The sequence below is a fragment of the Cupriavidus sp. CP313 genome (genome assembly GCF_054072015.1).
Window position 1 is genome coordinate 237,977 of sequence record NZ_JBSVZB010000007.1, and the last position, 19,520, is coordinate 257,496.

Here is a 19,520-nt window from a genome sequence, read left to right on the forward strand (position 1 = left end):
CCTGGCCCGCCGCCGGACCGAATCCGAGTCCGGCGGCAGGCCGCGCCCCCCGCTCCGGACACGAACCGGAAATCCATCAGACAACAAGGAGTAGACATGAGCAACGTCACCCTCGGCGGCAACGCCATCGAAGTCGCAGGCAAGTTCCCGCAAGCCGGCGACAAGGCCCCCGCCTTCTCGCTGGTCGGCAAGGACCTGAAGGACGTCACGCTGGCCGACTTCGCCGGCAAGCGCAAGGTGCTGAACATCGTCCCGAGCCTGGATACCCCGGTGTGCCAGGCGTCCGCGCGCAAGTTCAATGAAGCCGCCAGTGGCCTCGCCAACACCGTGGTGCTGACGATCTCGGCCGACCTGCCGTTCGCCATGGGCCGCTTCTGCACGGCTGAAGGCCTGGCCAACGTGGTGCCGCTGTCGACCATGCGCGGCGCCGAGTTCAAGGGCAACTACGGCGTGGACATCAAGACCGGCCCGCTGGCCGGCGTGACCGCCCGTGCCGTGGTGGTGCTCGACGAGAACGACACCGTCAAGTACAGCCAGCTGGTGCCCGAGATCAAGAGCGAGCCGGACTACGACGCCGCCCTGGCCGCGCTGAAGTAATCAGCGGCACGCCCGGGAACCCGCGGGTTCCCGGACGGCAGCGGCCGCCCGCATCCCGGGGCGGCCGCTTTTTGTTTTCTGCCTGACCGATACTGCCCGCAAGGGCTCCGTTCCACCCAATCATCCCAACACCTGGAGAGAGCATGGCCAGCCTGATCTGCGGCTCCGTCGCCTACGACACCATCATGACGTTCGACGGACGCTTCCGTGAACACATCCTGCCGGACCAGATCCACATGCTGAACGTCTCGTTCCTGGTGCCCGGCATGCGCCGCGAGTTCGGCGGCTGCGCCGGCAACATCGCCTACACGCTGAAGATGCTTGGCGGTGATCCCGTGGTGATGGCCACCGTCGGCACCGATGCCGAACCCTACCTGGACTACCTGCGCAAGCTGGAGATCCCCACCGGCCACATCCGCGTGCTGCCGGAGACCTTCACGGCGCAGGCCATGATCACCACCGACCTGGACAACAACCAGATCACCGCCTTCCACCCTGGCGCAATGAGCCAGTCGCAGCTGAACAACGTCAAGGATGCGCTGGGCGGCGCCAGCGCGCCGGGCCTGGGCATCGTCGCGCCCGACAGCCGCGAGGGCATGCTGCACCACGCGCGCCAGTTCGCCGAGGCCGGCGTGCCGTTCATCTTTGACCTGGGTCAGGCCATGCCCCTGTTCAACGGGGAAGACCTGCGCGAGTTCGTTGAACTCGCCAGTTACGTGACAGTCAATGACTACGAGGCGCAGGTCCTGCTGTCCCGTACCGCATGGACCAGCGCCGAGGTTGCCGCCAAGGTCCGTGCCTTCATCGTCACGCACGGCGAGCGCGGCGCCAGCATCTTTGCCGATGGTCGCCAGTACGCGATCCCGGCCGTTGCGGCCGAGCGCATCGTGGACCCTACCGGGTGTGGCGACGCCTTCCGTGGCGGCCTGCTCTACGGCATTGAAAACGGATTAGACTGGGAAACGACTGGCCGCCTGGCATCGCTGATGGGTTCGGTCAAGATCGCGCAACAGGGTCCGCAGAACCACTGGTTGTCGCGCGAGGAAATCGGCAACCGGTTCCAGTCTGCATTCGGGTACCGCTACGCCTGACCTGCGGCCAGCGCGTGGCTTCTTTTCGGGAAACGACATGAACAACAAGCTACGTGGCGGTGCCGTTGCCGTCCTTGCCGTCACCGCCCTGGTTGCCGGCTGCGCTACGCAATCCAACTCCAACAGCGTCTATGGCACGGGCCAGGCGCAGCGCGAACAGACCGTGCGCTACGGCGTGATCGAAGGCATCCGCGAGGTCACCATCCAGGGTAACCAGAGCGGCGCCGGCACGCTGGCGGGCGGTGCCATCGGCGGCATTGCCGCCGGCAGCACCATCGGCGGCGGCAACGGCGCGGTGGCGGCCGGGATCCTTGGCGCGGTGCTCGGCGGCATTGCCGGCAGCGCGGCCGAGAACAAGATCAACCAGCGCCGCGGGCTGGAGATCACCGTGCGCCTGGAAAACGGCGAGATGCGCGCGATCACGCAGGAGGCCGACGAAGCCTTCCGCCCTGGCGAACGCGTGCGGCTGCTGTCCTCAGGCGGCGTGACCCGGGTCACGCACTGAGCCCTCGCGGCCCCGCAGGGCCGCGCCAGGGCGCAGCAAAGCGCGCCGCACCCGCAAGGGTCGCGGCGCTTTTTCTTTTCGGCTTTGCAATTCCGTAACAGTGGCGGACCGCTCCAGCGCGCGGGCGCGCGCCCATGAAAAAACCCGCCGGGCGGATGCCATCGGCGGGTCGGCAAGACCTGGTGTCTTGCTGACCGGATACGCAGTATCCGGTCATGCGGGCACGCGCTGCGTGCCGGTGCGGTTCCTTGCGGAACGCGTAAGGTCCACTCCGTGGCGGAGCAGCTTACGGACGGTTGCCCGTCGGGAACGGCCAGGCAGCAGCCGGGTTCAGCGCGGTCTTGGCAGCCGAAGCGGGAGCAACGGCAGGGGCCGCGGCAGGCTTGGCGGCAGCCTTCTTGGCAGCAGCCTTCTTGGCCGGGGCCTTCTTGGCAGCCGGCTTCTTGGCGGCAGCCTTCTTGGCCGGTGCAGCCTTCTTGGCAGCAACCTTCTTCACTGCAGCCTTCTTGGCCGGAGCCTTCTTGGCGACAGCCTTCTTGGCGACAGCCTTCTTGGCCACGACCTTCTTGGCGGCTACCTTCTTCACTGCGGCCTTCTTGGCCGGTGCCTTCTTGGCAACAGCCTTCTTGGCCACGACCTTCTTGGCGGCTACCTTCTTCACCGCGGCCTTCTTGGCCGGGGCCTTCTTGGCGGCTGCCTTCTTGGCCGGTGCTGCCTTCTTGGCTGCGACCTTCTTCACAGCGGCCTTCTTGGCCGGTGCCTTCTTGGCGGCCGGTGCTGCCTTCTTGGCGGCTACCTTCTTCACAGCAGCCTTCTTGGCGGCCGGCTTGGCGGCCTTCTTAGCCGCCGGCTTTTTCTTTGCAGCAGTTGCCATGGATAACTCCTTCACTAGAGAGTGAATATCGAATGACCTAAGTTGGCGACCCGACCGACCCGAGGCGCACTACAGCAGCGCGGCCCCAGTCGAGCGAGCGATTCATCGGCGTGCGGCCCGACAACTGCTGCACGCTAATGAATTTGGTTGCAGGCGCACCGCCCCTGGCGGTGACTTGGCGGCCGGAGCGAGCCCGCAAGCGGGTCTCGGGCACGTGCCGCGCCCTGGAATATTCGATCAGCCCGCACCGCCCGTTGAGCCGGCGCACGGCCAGAAATGAGGAGATATCGGACAGCTGGCCTGCGGTGCGGGCTTGGCCTCGCGCACGGCAGGCGGCATTCATTCGGTGGTAGCTGGTCCAACCCGTTACTGGACCAAGGGAGACTGCACGCGTTTTAAGAAGCCGGTCCGGCCTGGTCTGCGTCAAAGTTCTCGTGCTCCTCAGCTACTACCTTCGTCACTGCATCGAAGCGCGCATCGCGCTCGTCGTTCAATCTTGCTTCCTGCTTCTCTGCAATGAAGTGAGACTCTTGTCAAGGCGAATCATAATTCGTTTGCACGATGATGTTAAGAAAAAAGTGCAAAAAAACTTGCCTGCATGTATCGCTCGAACTAGTTCTCACGCGCAGTGTCACGAAGACGTTGCCGATAGCATCGCAACGCGTCGCTCGCACGCTGGTGCGGATGCTCGATTCGCACACTCGCACACGCAGCGCGACACCCCATCGCACGCACCGCGCATCGCAGCTTTTACACACCGCGACAAACCCTGATGACCAGCATCGCAACGCGCGCCTGACGACTGCGCAACGCCGCTGCGCGCGTCATCACGTTTTCCGAAAAGCCGCATGGACAAAGGCTTTGCAGGCGATGCACCGATACGCGTGCGGCAGCCTTCGACTGGCGCGGAAACGTTCCTGAACGCGCGCGCGAAGCGCTGCGCGGCACACGCCCGGCATGCTTTACACAGTCGGCAGCGCACGCACGCGCCACCATGCGACCAAGCCTCGGCCATGCTCGCTTCGCGCTTCGCGCGACACCGTCGCACACACCGTCCAAGAGTGATGCGTGCACGCAACGGTTTGCATCGACGCAACAGCGCGAAGGCATCGCGAGGGCATCAAAGCGTTGCGATCGAGCCAAGCCGCGACGCTCGCGAAGCATCGCGGCAACACTTCGGCAGACGCTTCGATCAAGCCATCGGCATGCGTGTTCGATCCGCGCGCTTGCCGTGCGATCCGGATCGCGCGCGCCGTGTCTCGCGTCTTCGCGCTCTCACCCTCGCCACTCGCCGCACCACTCGCCTCGCCCTGCCAGCAGCGCGTCGTACGTCCGCTTAGAGGATTGCTTCAGCGCCCGCCCGCCGGTGCCTTTTGCTGCATCACAATAACCCGCAAACGGCAGCTGCATGCGGCTTTGCGGGTAGCAGGCGATGGCGGCGGAAAGGCGCGCGCCGCGCCGCGCCGGATTGCGGCGCGGCCCCGGCGCCAGTAGATTGGCGTGGCTACGAACCTCAAAGGAGACATCATGCGCATCCATTCCCCCCTTGCTTCGACCCTGCGCGCCGCCGTGCTTGCCGCCACCCTGCTCGGCAGCGCCGCGGCGATGGCGCAGGCCACGCCCAGCGGCATGTGGAAGACCATCGACGACAACACCGGCAAGCCGCGCGGGCTGGTGGAGATCACCGAGAGGAACGGCGTCTTCAGCGGACGCCTGGTCAAGACCTTCGTCGAGAGCGACGGCAAGCCGCGCGTGTGCGACAAGTGCACCGACGCACGCAAGGACCAGCCCGTCATCGGCATGACCATCCTCTCTGGCCTGCGCAAGACCGGCGACAACGAGTGGAGCGGCGGCGAGATCCTGGACCCGGAGAACGGCAAGGTCTACAAGAGCAAGATGTCGCTGGCCGAGGACGGCAACAAGCTCAGCGTGCGCGGCTTCATCGGCATCAGCCTGATCGGCCGCACCCAGACCTGGGAACGCGACCACTGACCCTGCCGGCACGGCGCAGGGCTCAGGGTTTCTCCGGGGCATGCCGTTGCGTGTCCCAGTCGAAGGAGAAACGGCAGTCGAAAAAAAACCGGGCGGTGATGAACCGCCCGGTTTTTTTGTCCACGATGCTGCGCTTTACATCCGGTAGCGCAGAGTGGCCATCACGCTGCGCGGGGCACCCGGCATGTTCAGGTTGGCATTCGAACCATGCGCCGAGACGATGTAGCTGTTGTTGAACAGGTTATACAGGTTCAACTGCGCCTCGAACGGACCATGGCGGTACCAGGCCATCATGTCCGCCGTGACATAGCCCGGCAGCGTGACGGTATTGGCCTGATCGGCCATCCGGGCGCCGACCAGATTCAGGCCGCCGCCAATGCCAAAGCCATTGCCCAGCGTCTTGGTCAGCCAGACGTTGCCGGAATGGCGAGGCGTCAGCGTGGCACGCTTGCCCTGGAACAAGGGGGTCGACTTGGTAACCACTGCATCCAGGTAGGCGTAGCCGGCCAGCACACGCCAGCCGCTGCCGAGCTCCGCGGCGCCGCTCAACTCGACGCCGTCCGTGCGCTGCTCGCCAACCGGAATCAGCGCCGTGCCGGTGGCATTGGCGATCTTCATATTGTTCCGTTCCAGCCGGAACACGGAAATCGTCGTGCTCGCCTTGCCGTCGAGCCATTCATACTTGGCACCGACTTCGGCATTGTTGGTCGTCTCGGGTGCCAGTTCGGCGTTGTTGGCGGCCAGCGCGAAGGTCTCACCCGAGGGCTGGAATGACCGGCTCCACGACACGTAATACGACTGCACCTTCGACGGCTGCCAGACCAAGCCCGCACGCGGGCTCCAGGCATTGTCGGTGCGCGACAGGTTCTTCTGGCCAGCCAGGCGCTGGCTGGTGTCCTGCTGGAAGTTGTCGTAACGCACGCCGAACAGCGCCTTCCACTGCTCGGTAAAGGTGATCATGTCCTGCGTGTAGAACGCCAGGGTCTTGGCGGTAGCCAGGTTGCTCGTGGCAGGCGTGCCGCCAACCAGGCGCGGCAGCGTCGGCAGTACCGGGTTGAACAGATCGAAGGTGCCTGGCACGGCCCTGGAAAAGTTGACCAGATCCTTGTTCTGCTGACCGATCTCCATCCCGTACAGGATTTCGTGCTTCGTACCGAAGATCGTCGCCTTCTGCGTCAGGTCCGTCTGGTTGAACCAGCCGTGCTCCTCGCGGTAGACGTTGGAGTGCGACATCGTCAGCCGCTGTGTCACCTCGTTGACCGAGCTGGTCAGCGTGTTATTGCGATCCAGCGAGTAGTGGTAGTACCGCGTGGCGTTGCGGATCGACCAGTCGTCGTTGAAGCGATGGTTGATCGTGGCAGTGCCCGAGTACACACGCGACTGGCTATAGTCGGCATCGCGCGCATTGGCCGCGCCGTAGTAGCGCGAGGCCGGCACGTCCACCGGGCGCCCCTTGTAGGCCGGGATGCCGAAGTCCGTCACGCGGCGATCTTCCAGGTAGTCGGCCTGCAGCAGCACGGTAGTCTCGGGCGCGATGCGCAGTTCCAGGGACGGCGCGACGGCGGCACGATCCAGGAACTGCTGCGAGCGGTAGCTGTTGGCCTTCTCCACCGCGCCGGTCACGCGGAAGGCGGCGGCGCCGTCGGCAAACACACGGCCCACGTCGGCCTCGGCGCGGCGGTCGGCCCACATGCCGTAGCTCAGCGCGAAGTCGGTGACGTCGATGCCCGGCTTCTTGGTCACGCGGTTGATCAGGCCGCCCGACGAGCCGCGCCCGTACAGCACCGCCGCGGGGCCCTTGATGACTTCAACGCGGTCGACGTTGGACATGTCGCGGAAGTACAGCGCATCGTCGCGGATGCCGTCGACGAACTGGTCGGCAATGGCGGAAAAGCCGCGGATCGACACCTGGTCGCGCTGGCCATCGCCGTGGGAGAACGACACGCCCGGCACGTTCTTCAGCGCATCCTGCATCGAGGTGGCGTGCTGGTCGCGCATGACATCGGCGGTGACCACGTTGACGGTCTGCGGGATGTCGCGCAGCGGCGCCTCGGTCTTGGTCGCGCTGACCGCATTGGGCGGGTTATAGCCGGTGCCAAGCTCGCGGCTGACATCGGCCCTGACCGTGACCTCAGGCAACTGCGCCGAAGCGCCTGGCGCGGCCTGGGCCCACGTCAGCATCGGTTGAAATACGAAGCTCCCCGCCACCGCGGCACAGATCGGGTGAAGTTTTATTCTCATTTCCCTGTAATCGGCTGTAATAGTTTTGAAAACGCGGGCGCATTATCGATTACAGGATTGTCAGGGTCAACGAGATTGCGAATTATTCCTATTCGCGGTCAATATATGTTGCTTTCATCACAAGTCTGAGTCGGCACCGCCATTCCTGTGCTGGATCCCGAACTTCAGCAACGCATTCCCTACACCAGCTGCCCGGCAAGTGCATCGCGCGCCTCGGCAACAAAGGCTGACTCACCGCGCCGTCCCGGCAACAGGAAAAACTCCGCCTCCGGCAGCCGCGGCAGGCCCAGCCGCGCGATGGTGGCGGCGTCCAGCGGCGCCACGCCGGGGCCGATCGCCGAGGCGTTCAGGCACGACATCCCCAACCCCGCCGCCAGCGCCAGGTGCAGCCCCGCGACGCCCGATGCCGAGTGCGCGACCTCGAACGGCAGCCGCTTGCGCAGCAGCAGCTGCACCACGTACTGATGCAGCGAGCAGGTATCGGGCAGCAGCACCAGCGGCAGCGTCGCGGGCAGGCTGTCAGCCTCGGCAGGCGCGGCGACCCAGGCCAGCGGCTCGCGCCGCAGCACCGTGCCGCGCGTGCCCGCACCCTGCCCGCGGGTGCCGGGCAGGCGCATGCTGAGGCCGATATCGAAGGCGTCCATCTCCGCGGCTGCATCGATTGCCGCGCTCTTCATCACGGTCACGTGCAGCCGCAGGTACGGATAGCGCTCGCGCAGGCGCCGCAGCATGCCGGCGATCTCGCCCGGGCGGAAGTAGTCGGTCACGGCCAGCCGCAGTTCGCCCGCCAGCGCGTGGCCGCGCAGCTCCTGCAGGGCCAGCTCGTTCAGCGCCAGGATGCGCCGCGCGTGTTCCAGCAGCCGCTCCCCTGCCGGCGTCGGCACCGCGCCATGCCGGCCGCGCGACAGCAGCGGCACCCCGGCGCGCTCCTCCAGCTTGCGCAGCTGCTCGCTGACCGAGGACTGCGACAGGAACAGCCTGGGCGCCGCCGCCGACAGGCTGCCGCTGTCCGCGACCGTGACAAAGGTGCGCAACTGGTCGGTTTCGAATCCACGCATGGCAAGGCTCCGGCAAGGGTGGCGTTACTTCGGATAACCCGATGGTATGCATCGAATATTCCCGCTTTTCCGATACTACACCACCCCCTACCATGGCATCACCAACCCGCGCACAACCAAGGAGCCAGCCATGCCCCACATCGTCCTGCACCTGTCCGGCCAACCCGATGCCGCCCTCACCCGCCGCAGCGCCAGGGCGATTGCGGACCTGACCGAGCGCGTGCTCGGCAAGAAGCGCGACGTGATAGCCGTCACGGTCCAGTACATCCCGCACGACAGCTGGATCATCGCCGACGTGCCGCTGTCGGAGCAGGGCCGCAACGCCTTCCACCTGGACATCAGCGTGACCGATGAAACCAATACCAAGGCGGAGAAAGCGCAGTTCATCGAGGCCGTGTTCGAGACCATGTCGGGGTTGCTGGGCAACCTGCATCCGGTGTCGTACGTGCACGTGATCGACGCCCGCGCCACGGCCTATGGCTACGGCGGGCGCACGCAGGAGTATCGCCACCAGCACGGCTGAAACAGCGCACCTCCTTCATGCCGGCCGCTGTCATCTCAGTGCCCCGCGGCGAGACCAGAGGTTTCGCCGCGGGCCAAGCTGTGGCACAGTCGCCGGCTGATCCCTTTTCCTGATGGGACTGACAGAGACAAGGCGCCACAAGCGCCAGCCCCCGCGCGGCAAACGGACCGCACCTCAGGACAAGGCAACCCTGAAGGAGATCCGATGTCGTTTCTGATCGTGCTGGCAGCCCTTGCCCTTCTGATGTTCGCCGCGTACCGCGGCTACAGCGTGATCCTGTTCGCGCCCATCGCCGCGCTGGGCGCGGTGCTGCTGACCGACCCGTCCGCGGTCGCACCGGTGTTCACCGGCATCTTCATGGAGAAGATGGTCGGCTTCGTGAAGCTGTATTTCCCCGTATTCCTATTAGGCGCGGTGTTCGGCAAGGTGGTTGAGCTGTCCGGCTTTTCCGAGTCCATCGTCGCCGCGGCGATCCGCTATATCGGGCGCTCGCGCGCCAACGCGGTGATCGTCACGGTGTGCGCGCTGCTGACCTATGGCGGCGTGTCGCTGTTCGTGGTGGTGTTCGCGGTCTATCCGTTCGCGGCCGAGCTGTACCGCCAGAGCAACATCCCCAAGCGGCTGATGCCGGGCGCGATCGCGCTGGGCGCGTTCTCGTTCACCATGGATTCGCTGCCGGGCACACCGCAGATCCAGAACATCATCCCCACCAACTTCTTCAACACCACCTCCTGGGCCGCGCCGGTGCTGGGCGTGGCCGGCTCGCTGTTTATCCTGGTGGTGGGCCTGAGCTACCTGGAATGGCGCCGCCGCGCCGCCGCCGCGCGTGGCGAAGGCTACGGCACCAACCTGCGCAACGAGCCGGAGCGCAGCCAGTCCGGCAAGCTGCCGCACCCGCTGCTGGCGCTGCTGCCGCTGGTGGTGGTGGGCGTGGCCAACTTCTGGCTGACGCGGATGATCCCGCTCTGGTACGGCCCTTCCAACAGCGTGGCGCTGCCGGGCCTGCCCAATCCCGTGGAAACCAAGATCGCCAGCGTGACCGCGATCTGGGCAGTGGAAGGCGCGCTGCTGCTGGGCATCGCCGTGGTGCTGGTGACCGCCTTCAGCGCCCTGCGCGAGCGCTTTGCCGAGGGCACCAAGGGCGCCGTCGGCGGCGCGCTGCTGGCGTCGATGAATACCGCATCGGAATACGGCTTCGGCGGGGTCATCGCCGCCCTGCCCGGCTTCCTGGTGGTCAGCGACGCGCTGCGCGCGATCCCCAACCCGCTGGTCAATGCCGCGGTCTCGGTCAGCACGCTGGCCGGCATCACCGGCTCCGCCTCCGGCGGCATGAGCATTGCGCTGGCGGCGATGTCGCAGACCTTTATCGCGGGTGCGCAGGCCATGCAGATCCCGCTGGAAGTACTGCACCGGGTGGTGTCGATGGCCAGCGGCGGCATGGACACCCTGCCGCACAACGGCGCCGTGATCACGCTGCTGGCGGTGACCGGCCTGACCCACCGCGAGTCCTACCGCGATATCTTCGCCGTCACACTGATTAAGACTGCCGCGGTGTTCTTCGTCATCGCGGTGTATTTTCTGACCGGACTGGTCTGAAGCAATCCCGGCCCACGCGGCTTGTACATTCCAGGTGTTGTTAACTAGTGTGGTTGGGTGCCGCCGGGCACCCCGCCTGGCAAATCAGGAAGCCAACACATCATGAAGCAAGTCACCCTGCCCGACGGCGAGCGCGTCCCGGCGCTCGGCATGGGAACGTGGAATATGGGCGAGTCGCGCGCCGCGCGCGCCGAAGAAATCGCCACGCTGCGCCTGGGCCTGGACCTTGGCCTGCGGCTGATCGATACCGCCGAGATGTATGGCGAGGGCCAGTCCGAAGAGATGATCGGCGAGGCCATCGCCGGGCGCCGCGACGAGGCCTTCCTCGTCAGCAAGGTCTATCCCTTCAACGCCAGCCGGCGCGGCACCGTGCAGGCCTGCGAGCGCAGCCTGAAGCGGCTGCGCACCGACCGCATCGACCTCTATTTATTGCACTGGCGCGGCGGCGTGCCGCTGGAAGAGACCGTGCAGGCCATGGAGTCGCTGCAGCGCGACGGCAAGATCCGCCGCTGGGGCGTGAGCAACCTGGACCTGTCCGATCTGCAGGAGTTGTGGGACGCGCCGGGCGGCGACCGGCTGGCCACCAACCAGCTGCTGTACAACCTGGGCCGGCGCGGGATCGAGTGGGACCTGCTGCCGTGGCTGCGCCAGCGTGGCGTGCCGGTAATGGCCTATTCGCCGATCGAGCAGTCACGCCTGTTGGGCAACCCCGGGCTGAAGCGCTTTGCGCGCGACCACGGCATGACGGCGGCACAGGCGGCGCTGGCCTGGCTGCTGGCGCAGGACGGCGTCATCGCCATCCCCAAGACCGGCCGGCGCGAGCGCCTGCAGGAAAACCTGGGCGCGCTGTCGCATACGCTGTCGGCCGCCCAGCTGGCCGAGCTCGACCGCATTTTCCCGCCGCCCGACGGCCCGGGCCCGCTGGAAATGCTCTGACCAGGCTGCCGTGCGCGTGCCCTCAGGGCACGCGGGCCACGTAGCGCTCGCGCTCGACGTAGCGCACCAGGTAGCTGCGCGCCTTCTCGCGGGTGTCGGTGGTCACGCGCGCCGCTGCCTGGCGGGCGCTGCTCTTGCCGTGCGACGACGACATCTGCGCATCCAGGTAGGTGCGGAAGGAATCATGCATGGCGTCCAGTTCAGGCTCGCACGCGGCCAGCGCCAGGTTGGCCACGTCCTTGGGCTGGCCCTTGGCCGACAGGTTCTCGTTGGCCTTCTTCTGGGCGCAATCCATGTATTTGGCGCGCAACGCCTGCCAGCCGCTGCTGTCGAGGGCCGACTGCGATCCGGCACCCGCGGCGCCGGCGTCATTGGAAGAACCCGAAGGATGTGAAGCGCACGCGGCCAGGAAGGCCAGCGGCAGGGCGGTCAGGAGTTTTTTCATGGCTGGTTGATGCTGTCACGGCGCATTGGCTACCCCATGTGTAGCCATGGGACGTTCCGGGCGCAAGGCTGACTATTCTTGCCGCGAATGGCCCCCCGGCACCACCTTCGTCACAAATGGAAACGTCTCTGCGCGGTCCGGTATTTGTCCGGGTGCTTCCGGCGCCTATGCTTCAAAGGCGACAACAACACAAAGGAGACGAGATGAAACGTCGAACCTTCCTTTCGGCCAGCGCGGGTCTGGCCCTCGGCAGCCTGGCCCTGGGTGCCTGCACCACCACCAAGCCCGACGCCCCCAGCGACAAGGCCGCGCGCCGGCGTGAGCTGGACTCCGGCGTGGACGGCGCGCTGTCGCGCCTGTACAGCTCGGTCCAGGGCTCGCGCGAGCTGGGCAACCGCGCGCGCGGCATCCTGGTGTTCCCGAAGACGCTGTCGGCCGGCTTTATCGTCGGTGGCGAGTATGGCGACGGTTCCCTGCGCTCAGGCGGCGCCACGCGCGGTTATTACCGCCTGGTCTCCGGCTCGGTCGGCTGGCAGATCGGTGCGCAGTCCAAGTCCGTGATCCTGATGTTCCTGACGCAGGACGCCTACGACAAGTTCGTGCGCAGCGAAGGCTGGACCGCGGGCGTCGACGCCACCGTAGCCGTGGCAACGGTTGGCGCCAGCGGCGTGCTGGACACCAACACCGCCCAGCAACCCATCGTCGGCTTCGTCATGACCAATGTGGGCCTGATGGCGGGCCTGAGCCTCGAGGGCAGCAAGATCACCAAGCTCGACCTGTAAGGGCGGGCTTCCGGTGACCGCCGCGTGGCCTGCGTGCCGCGCGGCGCCCTTATTTTTCGCGGCCGCGCGCCGCGAACGGATAGAATTCGTCCCTTTGGCCGAATTCCCATGTGGTTCAAGAATCTGCAGGTCCATCGTTTCTCCGCCCCGTGGTCGCTGAGCGCCGACGAGGTTGAAGCCAGCCTGGCGAAGCACGCCTTCTTCCCCGGTACCAGCCTCGAAATGCAGACCCAGGGCTGGGCCTCGGCGCGTGACAACGGCCAGTTGGTCCATACCGTCGGCCGCCAGATGCTGCTGACGCTACGCACCGAGAAGAAGCTGCTGCCCACTACCGTGGTCAACCAGGTCACGCGCGCCCGCGCCGCCGAGATCGAAGAGCAGCAAGGCTACAAGCCAGGCCGCAAGCAAATGAAGGAACTGAAGGAGCAGGTCACCGAAGAACTGCTGCCGCGCGCCTTCAGCATCCGCCGCGACACGCGGGTGTGGATCGACCCGGACAACGGCTGGCTTGCCATCGACGCCGCCGCCGCGGCCAAGGCCGATGAAGTGCGCGGCATGCTGTTCAAGGCGCTGGATCCGCTGCCGCTGATCAACCTGCACGTGAACCAGTCGCCGGTGGCGGCCATGACCGAATGGCTGGCCGGCGATGCGGCACCGGGCGGCTTCACCGTCGACCAGGAAATCGAGCTGCAGTCCGGCGCGGAAAGCAAGGCCACCGTGCGTTACGTGCGCCATCCCCTGGACCCGGAAGACCTGCGCCGCCATATCGCCGCCGGCAAGCGCTGCACGCGCCTGGCGATGACGTGGAACGACCGGGTCTCGTTCGTGCTGACCGACGGGCTGGTGGTGAAGAAGGTGGCGCCGCTGGACGTGATCAAGGAACAGGCCGACGGCACGGCGCACGATGAAGACGAGCGCTTCGACGCCGATTTCACCATGATGGCCGGCGAACTCTCCGGCATGCTCAGCGACCTCACCGAGGCGCTGGGCGGCGAGCGCAAGGCGTAAGCCGAATCTCTTGCAGGAACCGTGGCGCTGTTGAAGGACAGCGCCACGCAGGCGGTTACTCCACCCAGTTCACTTTCGGGAACCGCCCGGCAAACCCCTCCGGCATCGCCACCACGTTCTTCCCCACGTAGTCGAAGAAGACAAAGCCCGACTTGGCCATCGCGATCAGCGCGCCATCGGCCGGCCGCGTGATGCGGAAGATGATGTCGCCGCCGTACTTGTTGAAGTCCATCACCCCCACCTCGAACTGCAGCTGGTCGCGCGCATGCGCCTCGTTGCGGTACATCGTAGCCAGGTCGGTCACGATGATGCCCACCCCTTCCTGCCGCACGTCCTCGCTGCCGAATTCATACAGGAACCGCGCCCGCGCCTCGGAGATCATCGAGATCATCGAATCGTTGGCAAGGTGGTTGGCCGAGTTGATGTCAGTCACGCGCACGGTCAGGTGCGTGGCGTAGCAGAACTGGTCGGCAGGCAGGTCGAGTTTGAGGCGGGCCATGATGGAACAAGCAAGAAATGGATCGGGCGCCGCACGGGATCAGGCAGGCAAAACGCAAGGCCGGCGGCAAGGCGCCCATCATAAGGGATGCGCCGGTTCGGATTGAGGCACTGCAGCATAGGCTGCCGCGCCCCTCATCCGGGTAAGTACCCCCCAACGTTTTCGTCCATCCCGCCGATGCCGCGGCCTGGCGCAGACTCGTACGCTGCATGTTGCCGTGGCCCTGGCGCATTGACGCCCTGTGCCGCGCACCGACACGACGTCAACACCTGGAGGAAACACGATGCAAGCCGACCGCCGCAAAGCCCTGCACTGGCTGGGAGCAGGTTCCCTCGCCGCCACCGCCGCTACCCTCGGGCTTGGCCGGGCCTGGGCCCAGCAGGCTTATCCGTCGCGGCCCGTGCGGCTGGTCGTGCCCTACCCGCCCGGCGGTGCCACCGACGTGCTGGCGCGCGCGCTGGGCGACCCGCTCAGCAAGCTGTGGCAGCGCCCGGTGATCGTGGAGAACCGCCCCGGCGTGGGCGGCATGATCGGCGCCGACGTGGTCGCCAAGGCGCCGGCGGACGGCTACACCCTGCTGCTGGCCCTGCCCAGCCTGGTGCAGACGCCCTATATGGTGGCCAAACCGCCGTTCGACCCGCTGCGCGACCTGACCGCCATCAGCCAGCTGTGCACCACCAGCCTGGTGCTGACCGCCAGCAGCGCCATGCCGCGCACGCTGCCGCAGATGGTCAGCCTGGCCAAGTCCCAGCCCGACAAGTATTCCTATGGCACCTATGGCATTGGCACCGGCGCCCATCTCTACATGCAGGTCTTCCTCAAGGGCGCGGGCGCCCAGTTGGTCCATGTCCCGTACAAGGGCGAAGCCCCCATCGCCACCGACCTGATCGGCGGCCAGATCTCGCTGGGCACGCTGTCGCCAATGACCGTGCGCCAGCATGCGCGCACCGGCAAGCTCCAGCCGCTGGCCGTTACCGGCAATACCCGCGCGCCGATGCTGCCGGATGTGCCGACCTTCCAGGAACTCGGCTACAAGGGGCTGGACGGCCCGGCCTGGTTTGGCCTGTTCACCACCGCGGGCACGCCGCAGGCCATCGTCGACAAGATCTCGGCCGATGTGGAAATCGTGATGGCCGCGCCGGGCATCCGCCAGCGCCTGGCCGAGCTGGGGCTGATCGTCAAGACGACGCAGCCGGCGGCGTTCGCGGCGACGACCAAAGCGGATCAGGCGTACTGGGGCAACGTGATCAAGGAGAACAATATCCGGCTGGACTGAGGCATTGCGACTGAAGCAGCGCCGCGCGCCGCGCCGGGACATCGTAGCGCCTGGCGCCGGCCCCGAACATCACTCAATTGCAGCAATTTGCCCGCAGTGTTGCGCGGCTGCGCCATGGCCTGTCGCAATCGGTAGGCGCCGATATAATCAGCCGCGCAACACCATAAAGTAAGACATTAGAACAATAAGCCCTCAGGCGGACGGGGTGCAGCGTCTTCTCGACTTACGCTGCGAGGGAACCATGACCAGCGCTGACCACGCCCTGTCCGGACGGCTGTCCGCGACCATCCCTGCCCGCCGCGCCGCGGGCAGTTCCGTTTCTGCGCCAGCCGCGCCGCACACCCCGCTGCTGCAAGGCGTGCACCGCCGCGCAGACCAGTTGATGACGGCCATGCTGTGGGTGCTGGGCCTGCTGTCGCTGATCGTCGGCAATCACTATGGGTCGACCGGGCTGACGCTGACGCTGGGCTTGCCGATGGCGCTGCTCGGCACGCTGATGGCGGTCACCCTGCCCGCCCGCCTGGCTACGCGGATGGCGATGGCCGTGCTGCTGATGCTCTTCGTCGCACTGCTGATCCACCAGGCGCACGGGCAGGTGGAATTCCACTTCCTGGTATTCGTCACGCTGTCGCTGCTGCTGGCCTACCGCGACTTCCGCGTGATCCTGCTGGCGGCGGCGGTGATCGCGTTGCATCACCTGAGCTTCAACTTCTTCCAGCAGTGGGGCTGGAACACCATCTGCTTTACCGACCCCAGCTTCAATATGGTGCTGTTCCACGCCGCCTTTGTCATCGTGCAGACCGGCGTGCTGTGCGTGATCGCGTGGCGGCTGGAGCGCGATGCCCACTCTGCCGATGAACTGAGCACGCTGGCCGCGGGCATCGAGCGCGAACCCGGCTACCTGACGCTGACCGCCGACGGCACCGACCCGGACAGCGACTTCGCCCGCGCCTTCCGCAAGACGCTGGACACCGTACGCCAGACGTTGCTGCAGGTACGGAACACCGCAGGCACCGTGGCCGATGCCGCCGGTGACATCCTCGACACCAGCGCCACCGTGGCCCGCCGCACCGACGAGCAGGCTCGCACCGTCGCGCACACCATGCAGGACATGCAGGCGCTGACCCAGGCCGCCCGCGCCAGTGCCGACCAGGCCCGCGGCGCCTGCGAACTGGCCGGGGCCAGCAGCACCGTGGTCGCGCGCGGCAGCGGCGAGATCCTTTCGGTGATCCACACCATGGGCGAGATCAACGAGGCCTGCGGACGCATCACCGAGATCATCGGCGTGATCGACAGCATTGCCTTCCAGACCAATATCCTGGCGCTGAACGCCGCCGTGGAGGCCGCGCGCGCGGGCGAGCATGGCAAGGGCTTTGCGGTGGTGGCGGGCGAGGTCCGCCAACTGGCGCACCGCTGCGGCGCGGCGGCCAAGGAGATTCGCGGGCTGATCAATACCTCGGTCGAACGCGCGCACGCCGGCACGGAACTGGTCGGCCATACCGGTGAGACGATGAACGAGGTGGTGGCCAGCATCGGCAAGCTTGCCACGTTGGTAGAGGAACTGGCGACGCTGGGCGACAACCAGCGCAGCGGCATTGAAGGGATGGCCCGGCGCGTGGCCGAGATCCAGGCGGCATTCGAGGAGAATGCAGAGTTGGTGGCCAGTGCCGCTGAGGCTGCGCGGGTGCAGCGGGAGCAGACGGAGGGGTTGAACCGGGCGGTGGGCGTGTTCCGACTGGGATAACGCCCGCTCGCCTCAATCCTCTTTCTCGTCCCCCGTGGGGAAATGCACCCCCGCACGGCGCGCCGCCAGCATGATGTGGCGCTCCATCGCGCGCTGCGCCTGCTCCGGCTGGCGCGCGGCAAGCGCCTCGATGATGGCGCTGTGCTCGGTGAAGGTGGCATTGCGCGCGCCGCGCCGGTAGTACGGCAGGCGCTGGCTCTCGCGCATCACCTCGGCACTTTCGCGCAGGATCTCGCGGATGACCTGGTTGCCGGACACCGTGACGATCAGCGTGTGGAACTCGTAGTCGAGCTGCGACGCTTCGTCATACGCGTCAGCCTCGATCGCGCGCTGCATCGTGGCCGCGTTCTGGCGCAGCTGCTCGATCTCGTTCTCGGAGATGGCCAGCGCGGCCAGCCGTGCGGTCAGCCCTTCCAGCGCAAAGCGCAGCTGGTAGATATCGATCAGCGAATGCGTGGCCGCAAAACGCCAGGGCGGCGTGGCCGCGGCGCTGTCGCCGGCGGCCGTCACGTAGACGCCCTTGCCCGGGCGCGACACCACCACGCCCATCCCCTGCAAGGTAGAGATTGCCTCACGCAATGACGCGCGGCTGATGCCGACCTTCTCCGCCAGCTCCCGCTGCGCCGGCAGCAGCGTGCCCGCGGGGAACGTGCCGTCGCGCACCCATTGCTGGATAAGGCTGACAGCCTGGTTGGCGACGGAGGTGGAAGATCCTGTCATGCGTGAGGGGGTGACCAGTAAGAGGTGACGCGCAAGGGGCGCGAAGCCGGTTGCCGGAAATTCTAGCCGACAAACCGGCCTGCCCCGCCCCTTACTTGTTGACCAGCCTGGCCGGCACCGAATAGGTCAGCAGCGCGCCGCACAGCAGCACCGCCGCCAGCACGAACATCGCGGCATCCGTGCTCTGGGTGGCATCCTTGATCAGGCCGATCATGTACGGGCTGATAAAGCCGGCCAGGTTGGCGAACGAGTTGATCAGCGCAATGCCCGCCGCCGCGCCCACGCCCGACAGGATGGACGTCGGCAGGCTCCAGAACAGCGGCGAGGTAGCCAGGCTGCCGCCGGCGGCCAGCGCCAATGCGGCCAGCGACAGCGCAGTGTTATGGCTGAAGACCGCGCTAAGCACCAGGCCCGTGGCCGCGCAGCAGAACGGCACGATCAGGTGCCAGCGGCGCTCGCGCATGCGGTCAGAGCTGCGGCTGACCAGGATCATCGAACACACCGCCACGCCAAACGGGATCGCGGTCAGCAAACCCACGTCCAGCACGCTTTTCACGCCGGTCTGCTTGATCAGCGTGGGCAGCCAGAAGGTCAGCCCGTACTGGCCCATCACCGTGCAGAAGCAGATCATCGTCATCTTCAGCACGCGCGGGTCCGTCACCAGCGTGCGCAGCGACATATGGGCGGACTTCTGCGCATTCTCGGCGGCGATATTGCGCTCCAGCAGCGCCTTTTCATCGGCCGTCAGCCAGCGCGCCGACTGGATGTTGTTGTCCAGGTACCAGAGCACGGCCACGCCCACCAGCAGCGACGGCACGGCCTCGATCACGAACATCCACTGCCAGCCGCGCAGGCCGTTGACGCCGTTCATGGCCTCCATCACCCAGCCCGACAGCGGCCCGCCAAAGATGCCCGAGATCGGAATCGCCGCCATGAACAGCGCCACCATGCGCGCGCGCCGGTGCGACGGGAACCAGTACGTCAGGTACAGGATCATGCCGGGATAGAAGCCCGCCTCCGCCGCGCCCAGCAGGAAGCGCAGCACATAGAACTGCGTGCTGGTCTGCACGAACATCATCGCCGCTGAGATCAGGCTCCACAGGATCATGATGCGCGAGATGGTGGCCTTGGCGCCGATGCGGTGCATCAGCAGGTTGCTGGGCACCTCGAAGAAGAAGTAGCCGATAAAGAACAGCCCCGCACCCAGCCCGTAGACCGCTTCGCTGAACTGCAGGTCAGCCAGCATGCTCAGCTTGGCAAAGCCCACGTTGACCCGATCCAGGTAGGCCACCACGTAGCACAGCATCAGGAACGGCAGCAGCCGCCAGGCCACCTTGCGGTACACCGCGTCCTCCCTGGCCTGTGCCTGCGCCTGCGGCACGGAAATGGCATCCGGCCCGGCATGGGCGGTTTCAGTCGGAATCATGGAAGTCTCCTTGGTTTGTTCGAGTCATCGGCGTGGCAAAGCCTGGATTGCATCCGGCACGACGCCATATCGTCATACCGGTCTGACCAGTAGATGCCGAATGGTAGGGAGGCACCCTGCCGGTGTCAAGGAGCGATTGGACTGGGGAAAGCCCGTATCTGCAGGCCGATTTCGGCGAGAATGTCCGAATGGGGGGAGGATCGCACC

The 19,520-nt window shown here is 66.3% G+C and carries 19 protein-coding genes; 11 read left to right on the forward strand and 8 right to left on the reverse strand.

The features are described from left to right. Nucleotides 1-96 precede the first annotated feature (96 nt). The 3 genes from tpx to ACW4E8_RS13265 all read left to right on the forward strand — a co-directional run bounded on the left by tpx (nt 97) and on the right by ACW4E8_RS13265 (nt 2,193). Nucleotides 97-597: a thiol peroxidase gene (tpx, locus tag ACW4E8_RS13255; RefSeq protein ID WP_018312108.1), complete on the forward strand. Its 501-nt coding sequence runs from the start codon at nt 97-99 to the stop codon at nt 595-597. 143 nt (nt 598-740) lie between these two features. Continuing rightward, on the forward strand, nt 741-1,688 hold the full coding sequence (locus tag ACW4E8_RS13260; protein WP_436222641.1) for a PfkB family carbohydrate kinase: 948 nt from the start codon (nt 741-743) through the stop codon (nt 1,686-1,688). 37 nt (nt 1,689-1,725) lie between these two features. Continuing rightward, entirely contained in the window at nt 1,726-2,193 is a 468-nt protein-coding gene (locus ACW4E8_RS13265; protein ID WP_456804928.1) for a hypothetical protein, read from the forward strand. Nucleotides 2,194-2,479: 286 nt separating this feature from the next. Here ACW4E8_RS13265 and ACW4E8_RS13270 read toward each other — a convergent pair whose 3' ends face one another. Both ACW4E8_RS13270 and ACW4E8_RS13275 read right to left on the reverse strand, forming a co-directional pair. After that, nucleotides 2,480-3,067, reverse strand: a complete 588-nt coding sequence (locus ACW4E8_RS13270; protein WP_456804929.1) for a histone H1-like DNA-binding protein — start codon at nt 3,065-3,067, stop codon at nt 2,480-2,482. Between the two features lie 1,275 nt (nt 3,068-4,342). Further along, nucleotides 4,343-4,606, reverse strand: a complete 264-nt coding sequence (locus ACW4E8_RS13275; protein ID WP_456804930.1) for a hypothetical protein — start codon at nt 4,604-4,606, stop codon at nt 4,343-4,345. Between ACW4E8_RS13275 and ACW4E8_RS13280 the strand changes: the two genes are divergently transcribed. Beyond that, a complete protein-coding gene (locus ACW4E8_RS13280; RefSeq protein WP_456804931.1) occupies nt 4,595-5,059 on the forward strand; it encodes a DUF2147 domain-containing protein in 465 nt (154 codons plus the stop codon). The two genes, ACW4E8_RS13275 and ACW4E8_RS13280, sit on opposite strands and share 12 nt — an antisense overlap. A 135-nt stretch (nt 5,060-5,194) precedes the next feature. On the opposite strand, the gene ACW4E8_RS13285 is transcribed toward ACW4E8_RS13280, so the two are convergent. After that, on the reverse strand, nt 5,195-7,300 hold the full coding sequence (locus tag ACW4E8_RS13285) for a TonB-dependent receptor (RefSeq protein ID WP_456804932.1): 2,106 nt from the start codon (nt 7,298-7,300) through the stop codon (nt 5,195-5,197). Between the two features lie 179 nt (nt 7,301-7,479). After that, nucleotides 7,480-8,358 carry a LysR family transcriptional regulator gene (locus tag ACW4E8_RS13290; protein ID WP_456804933.1) on the reverse strand — a complete coding sequence of 293 codons (879 nt, stop codon included), beginning with the start codon at nt 8,356-8,358 and terminating at the stop codon, nt 7,480-7,482. Nucleotides 8,359-8,488: 130 nt separating this feature from the next. Between ACW4E8_RS13290 and ACW4E8_RS13295 the strand changes: the two genes are divergently transcribed. The 3 genes from ACW4E8_RS13295 (at nt 8,489) to ACW4E8_RS13305 (ending at nt 11,413) form a co-directional block, all read left to right on the forward strand. Further along, on the forward strand, nt 8,489-8,881 hold the full coding sequence (locus ACW4E8_RS13295) for a tautomerase family protein (RefSeq protein WP_456804934.1): 393 nt from the start codon (nt 8,489-8,491) through the stop codon (nt 8,879-8,881). A gap of 204 nt (nt 8,882-9,085) precedes the next feature. Next, nucleotides 9,086-10,477 (forward strand): GntP family permease, encoded by a 1,392-nt coding sequence (locus tag ACW4E8_RS13300; protein WP_456804935.1) that lies wholly within the window; start codon nt 9,086-9,088, stop codon nt 10,475-10,477. Between the two features lie 102 nt (nt 10,478-10,579). Further along, nucleotides 10,580-11,413 (forward strand): aldo/keto reductase, encoded by an 834-nt coding sequence (locus ACW4E8_RS13305; protein ID WP_456804936.1) that lies wholly within the window; start codon nt 10,580-10,582, stop codon nt 11,411-11,413. Between the two features lie 22 nt (nt 11,414-11,435). Here the strand turns inward: ACW4E8_RS13305 and ACW4E8_RS13310 are convergent, their stop codons facing one another. Next, nucleotides 11,436-11,858 carry a hypothetical protein gene (locus ACW4E8_RS13310; RefSeq protein ID WP_456804937.1) on the reverse strand — a complete coding sequence of 141 codons (423 nt, stop codon included), beginning with the start codon at nt 11,856-11,858 and terminating at the stop codon, nt 11,436-11,438. 203 nt (nt 11,859-12,061) lie between these two features. Between ACW4E8_RS13310 and ACW4E8_RS13315 the strand changes: the two genes are divergently transcribed. Beyond that, nucleotides 12,062-12,640, forward strand: coding sequence for a BPSL1445 family SYLF domain-containing lipoprotein (locus ACW4E8_RS13315; RefSeq protein ID WP_456804938.1), 579 nt, complete (start codon nt 12,062-12,064; stop codon nt 12,638-12,640). 108 nt (nt 12,641-12,748) lie between these two features. Further along, nucleotides 12,749-13,648, forward strand: coding sequence for a recombination-associated protein RdgC (locus ACW4E8_RS13320; RefSeq protein WP_456804939.1), 900 nt, complete (start codon nt 12,749-12,751; stop codon nt 13,646-13,648). A gap of 55 nt (nt 13,649-13,703) precedes the next feature. Here ACW4E8_RS13320 and ACW4E8_RS13325 read toward each other — a convergent pair whose 3' ends face one another. Next, nucleotides 13,704-14,147 carry a thioesterase family protein gene (locus ACW4E8_RS13325; protein WP_013958014.1) on the reverse strand — a complete coding sequence of 148 codons (444 nt, stop codon included), beginning with the start codon at nt 14,145-14,147 and terminating at the stop codon, nt 13,704-13,706. A 283-nt stretch (nt 14,148-14,430) separates the two neighbouring features. On the opposite strand from ACW4E8_RS13325, the gene ACW4E8_RS13330 reads away from it, so the two are divergent. Further along, nucleotides 14,431-15,423, forward strand: coding sequence for a Bug family tripartite tricarboxylate transporter substrate binding protein (locus ACW4E8_RS13330; protein WP_456804940.1), 993 nt, complete (start codon nt 14,431-14,433; stop codon nt 15,421-15,423). A gap of 241 nt (nt 15,424-15,664) precedes the next feature. Continuing rightward, nucleotides 15,665-17,167, forward strand: a complete 1,503-nt coding sequence (locus ACW4E8_RS13335; protein WP_456804941.1) for a methyl-accepting chemotaxis protein — start codon at nt 15,665-15,667, stop codon at nt 17,165-17,167. 12 nt (nt 17,168-17,179) lie between these two features. Here ACW4E8_RS13335 and ACW4E8_RS13340 read toward each other — a convergent pair whose 3' ends face one another. Both ACW4E8_RS13340 and ACW4E8_RS13345 read right to left on the reverse strand, forming a co-directional pair. Next, complete coding sequence (locus ACW4E8_RS13340) at nt 17,180-17,887, reverse strand: FadR/GntR family transcriptional regulator (RefSeq protein ID WP_013958017.1); 708 nt, start codon at nt 17,885-17,887, stop codon at nt 17,180-17,182. Between the two features lie 91 nt (nt 17,888-17,978). Then, nucleotides 17,979-19,313, reverse strand: a complete 1,335-nt coding sequence (locus ACW4E8_RS13345; protein WP_456804942.1) for an MFS transporter — start codon at nt 19,311-19,313, stop codon at nt 17,979-17,981. Nucleotides 19,314-19,520 lie beyond the last annotated feature (207 nt).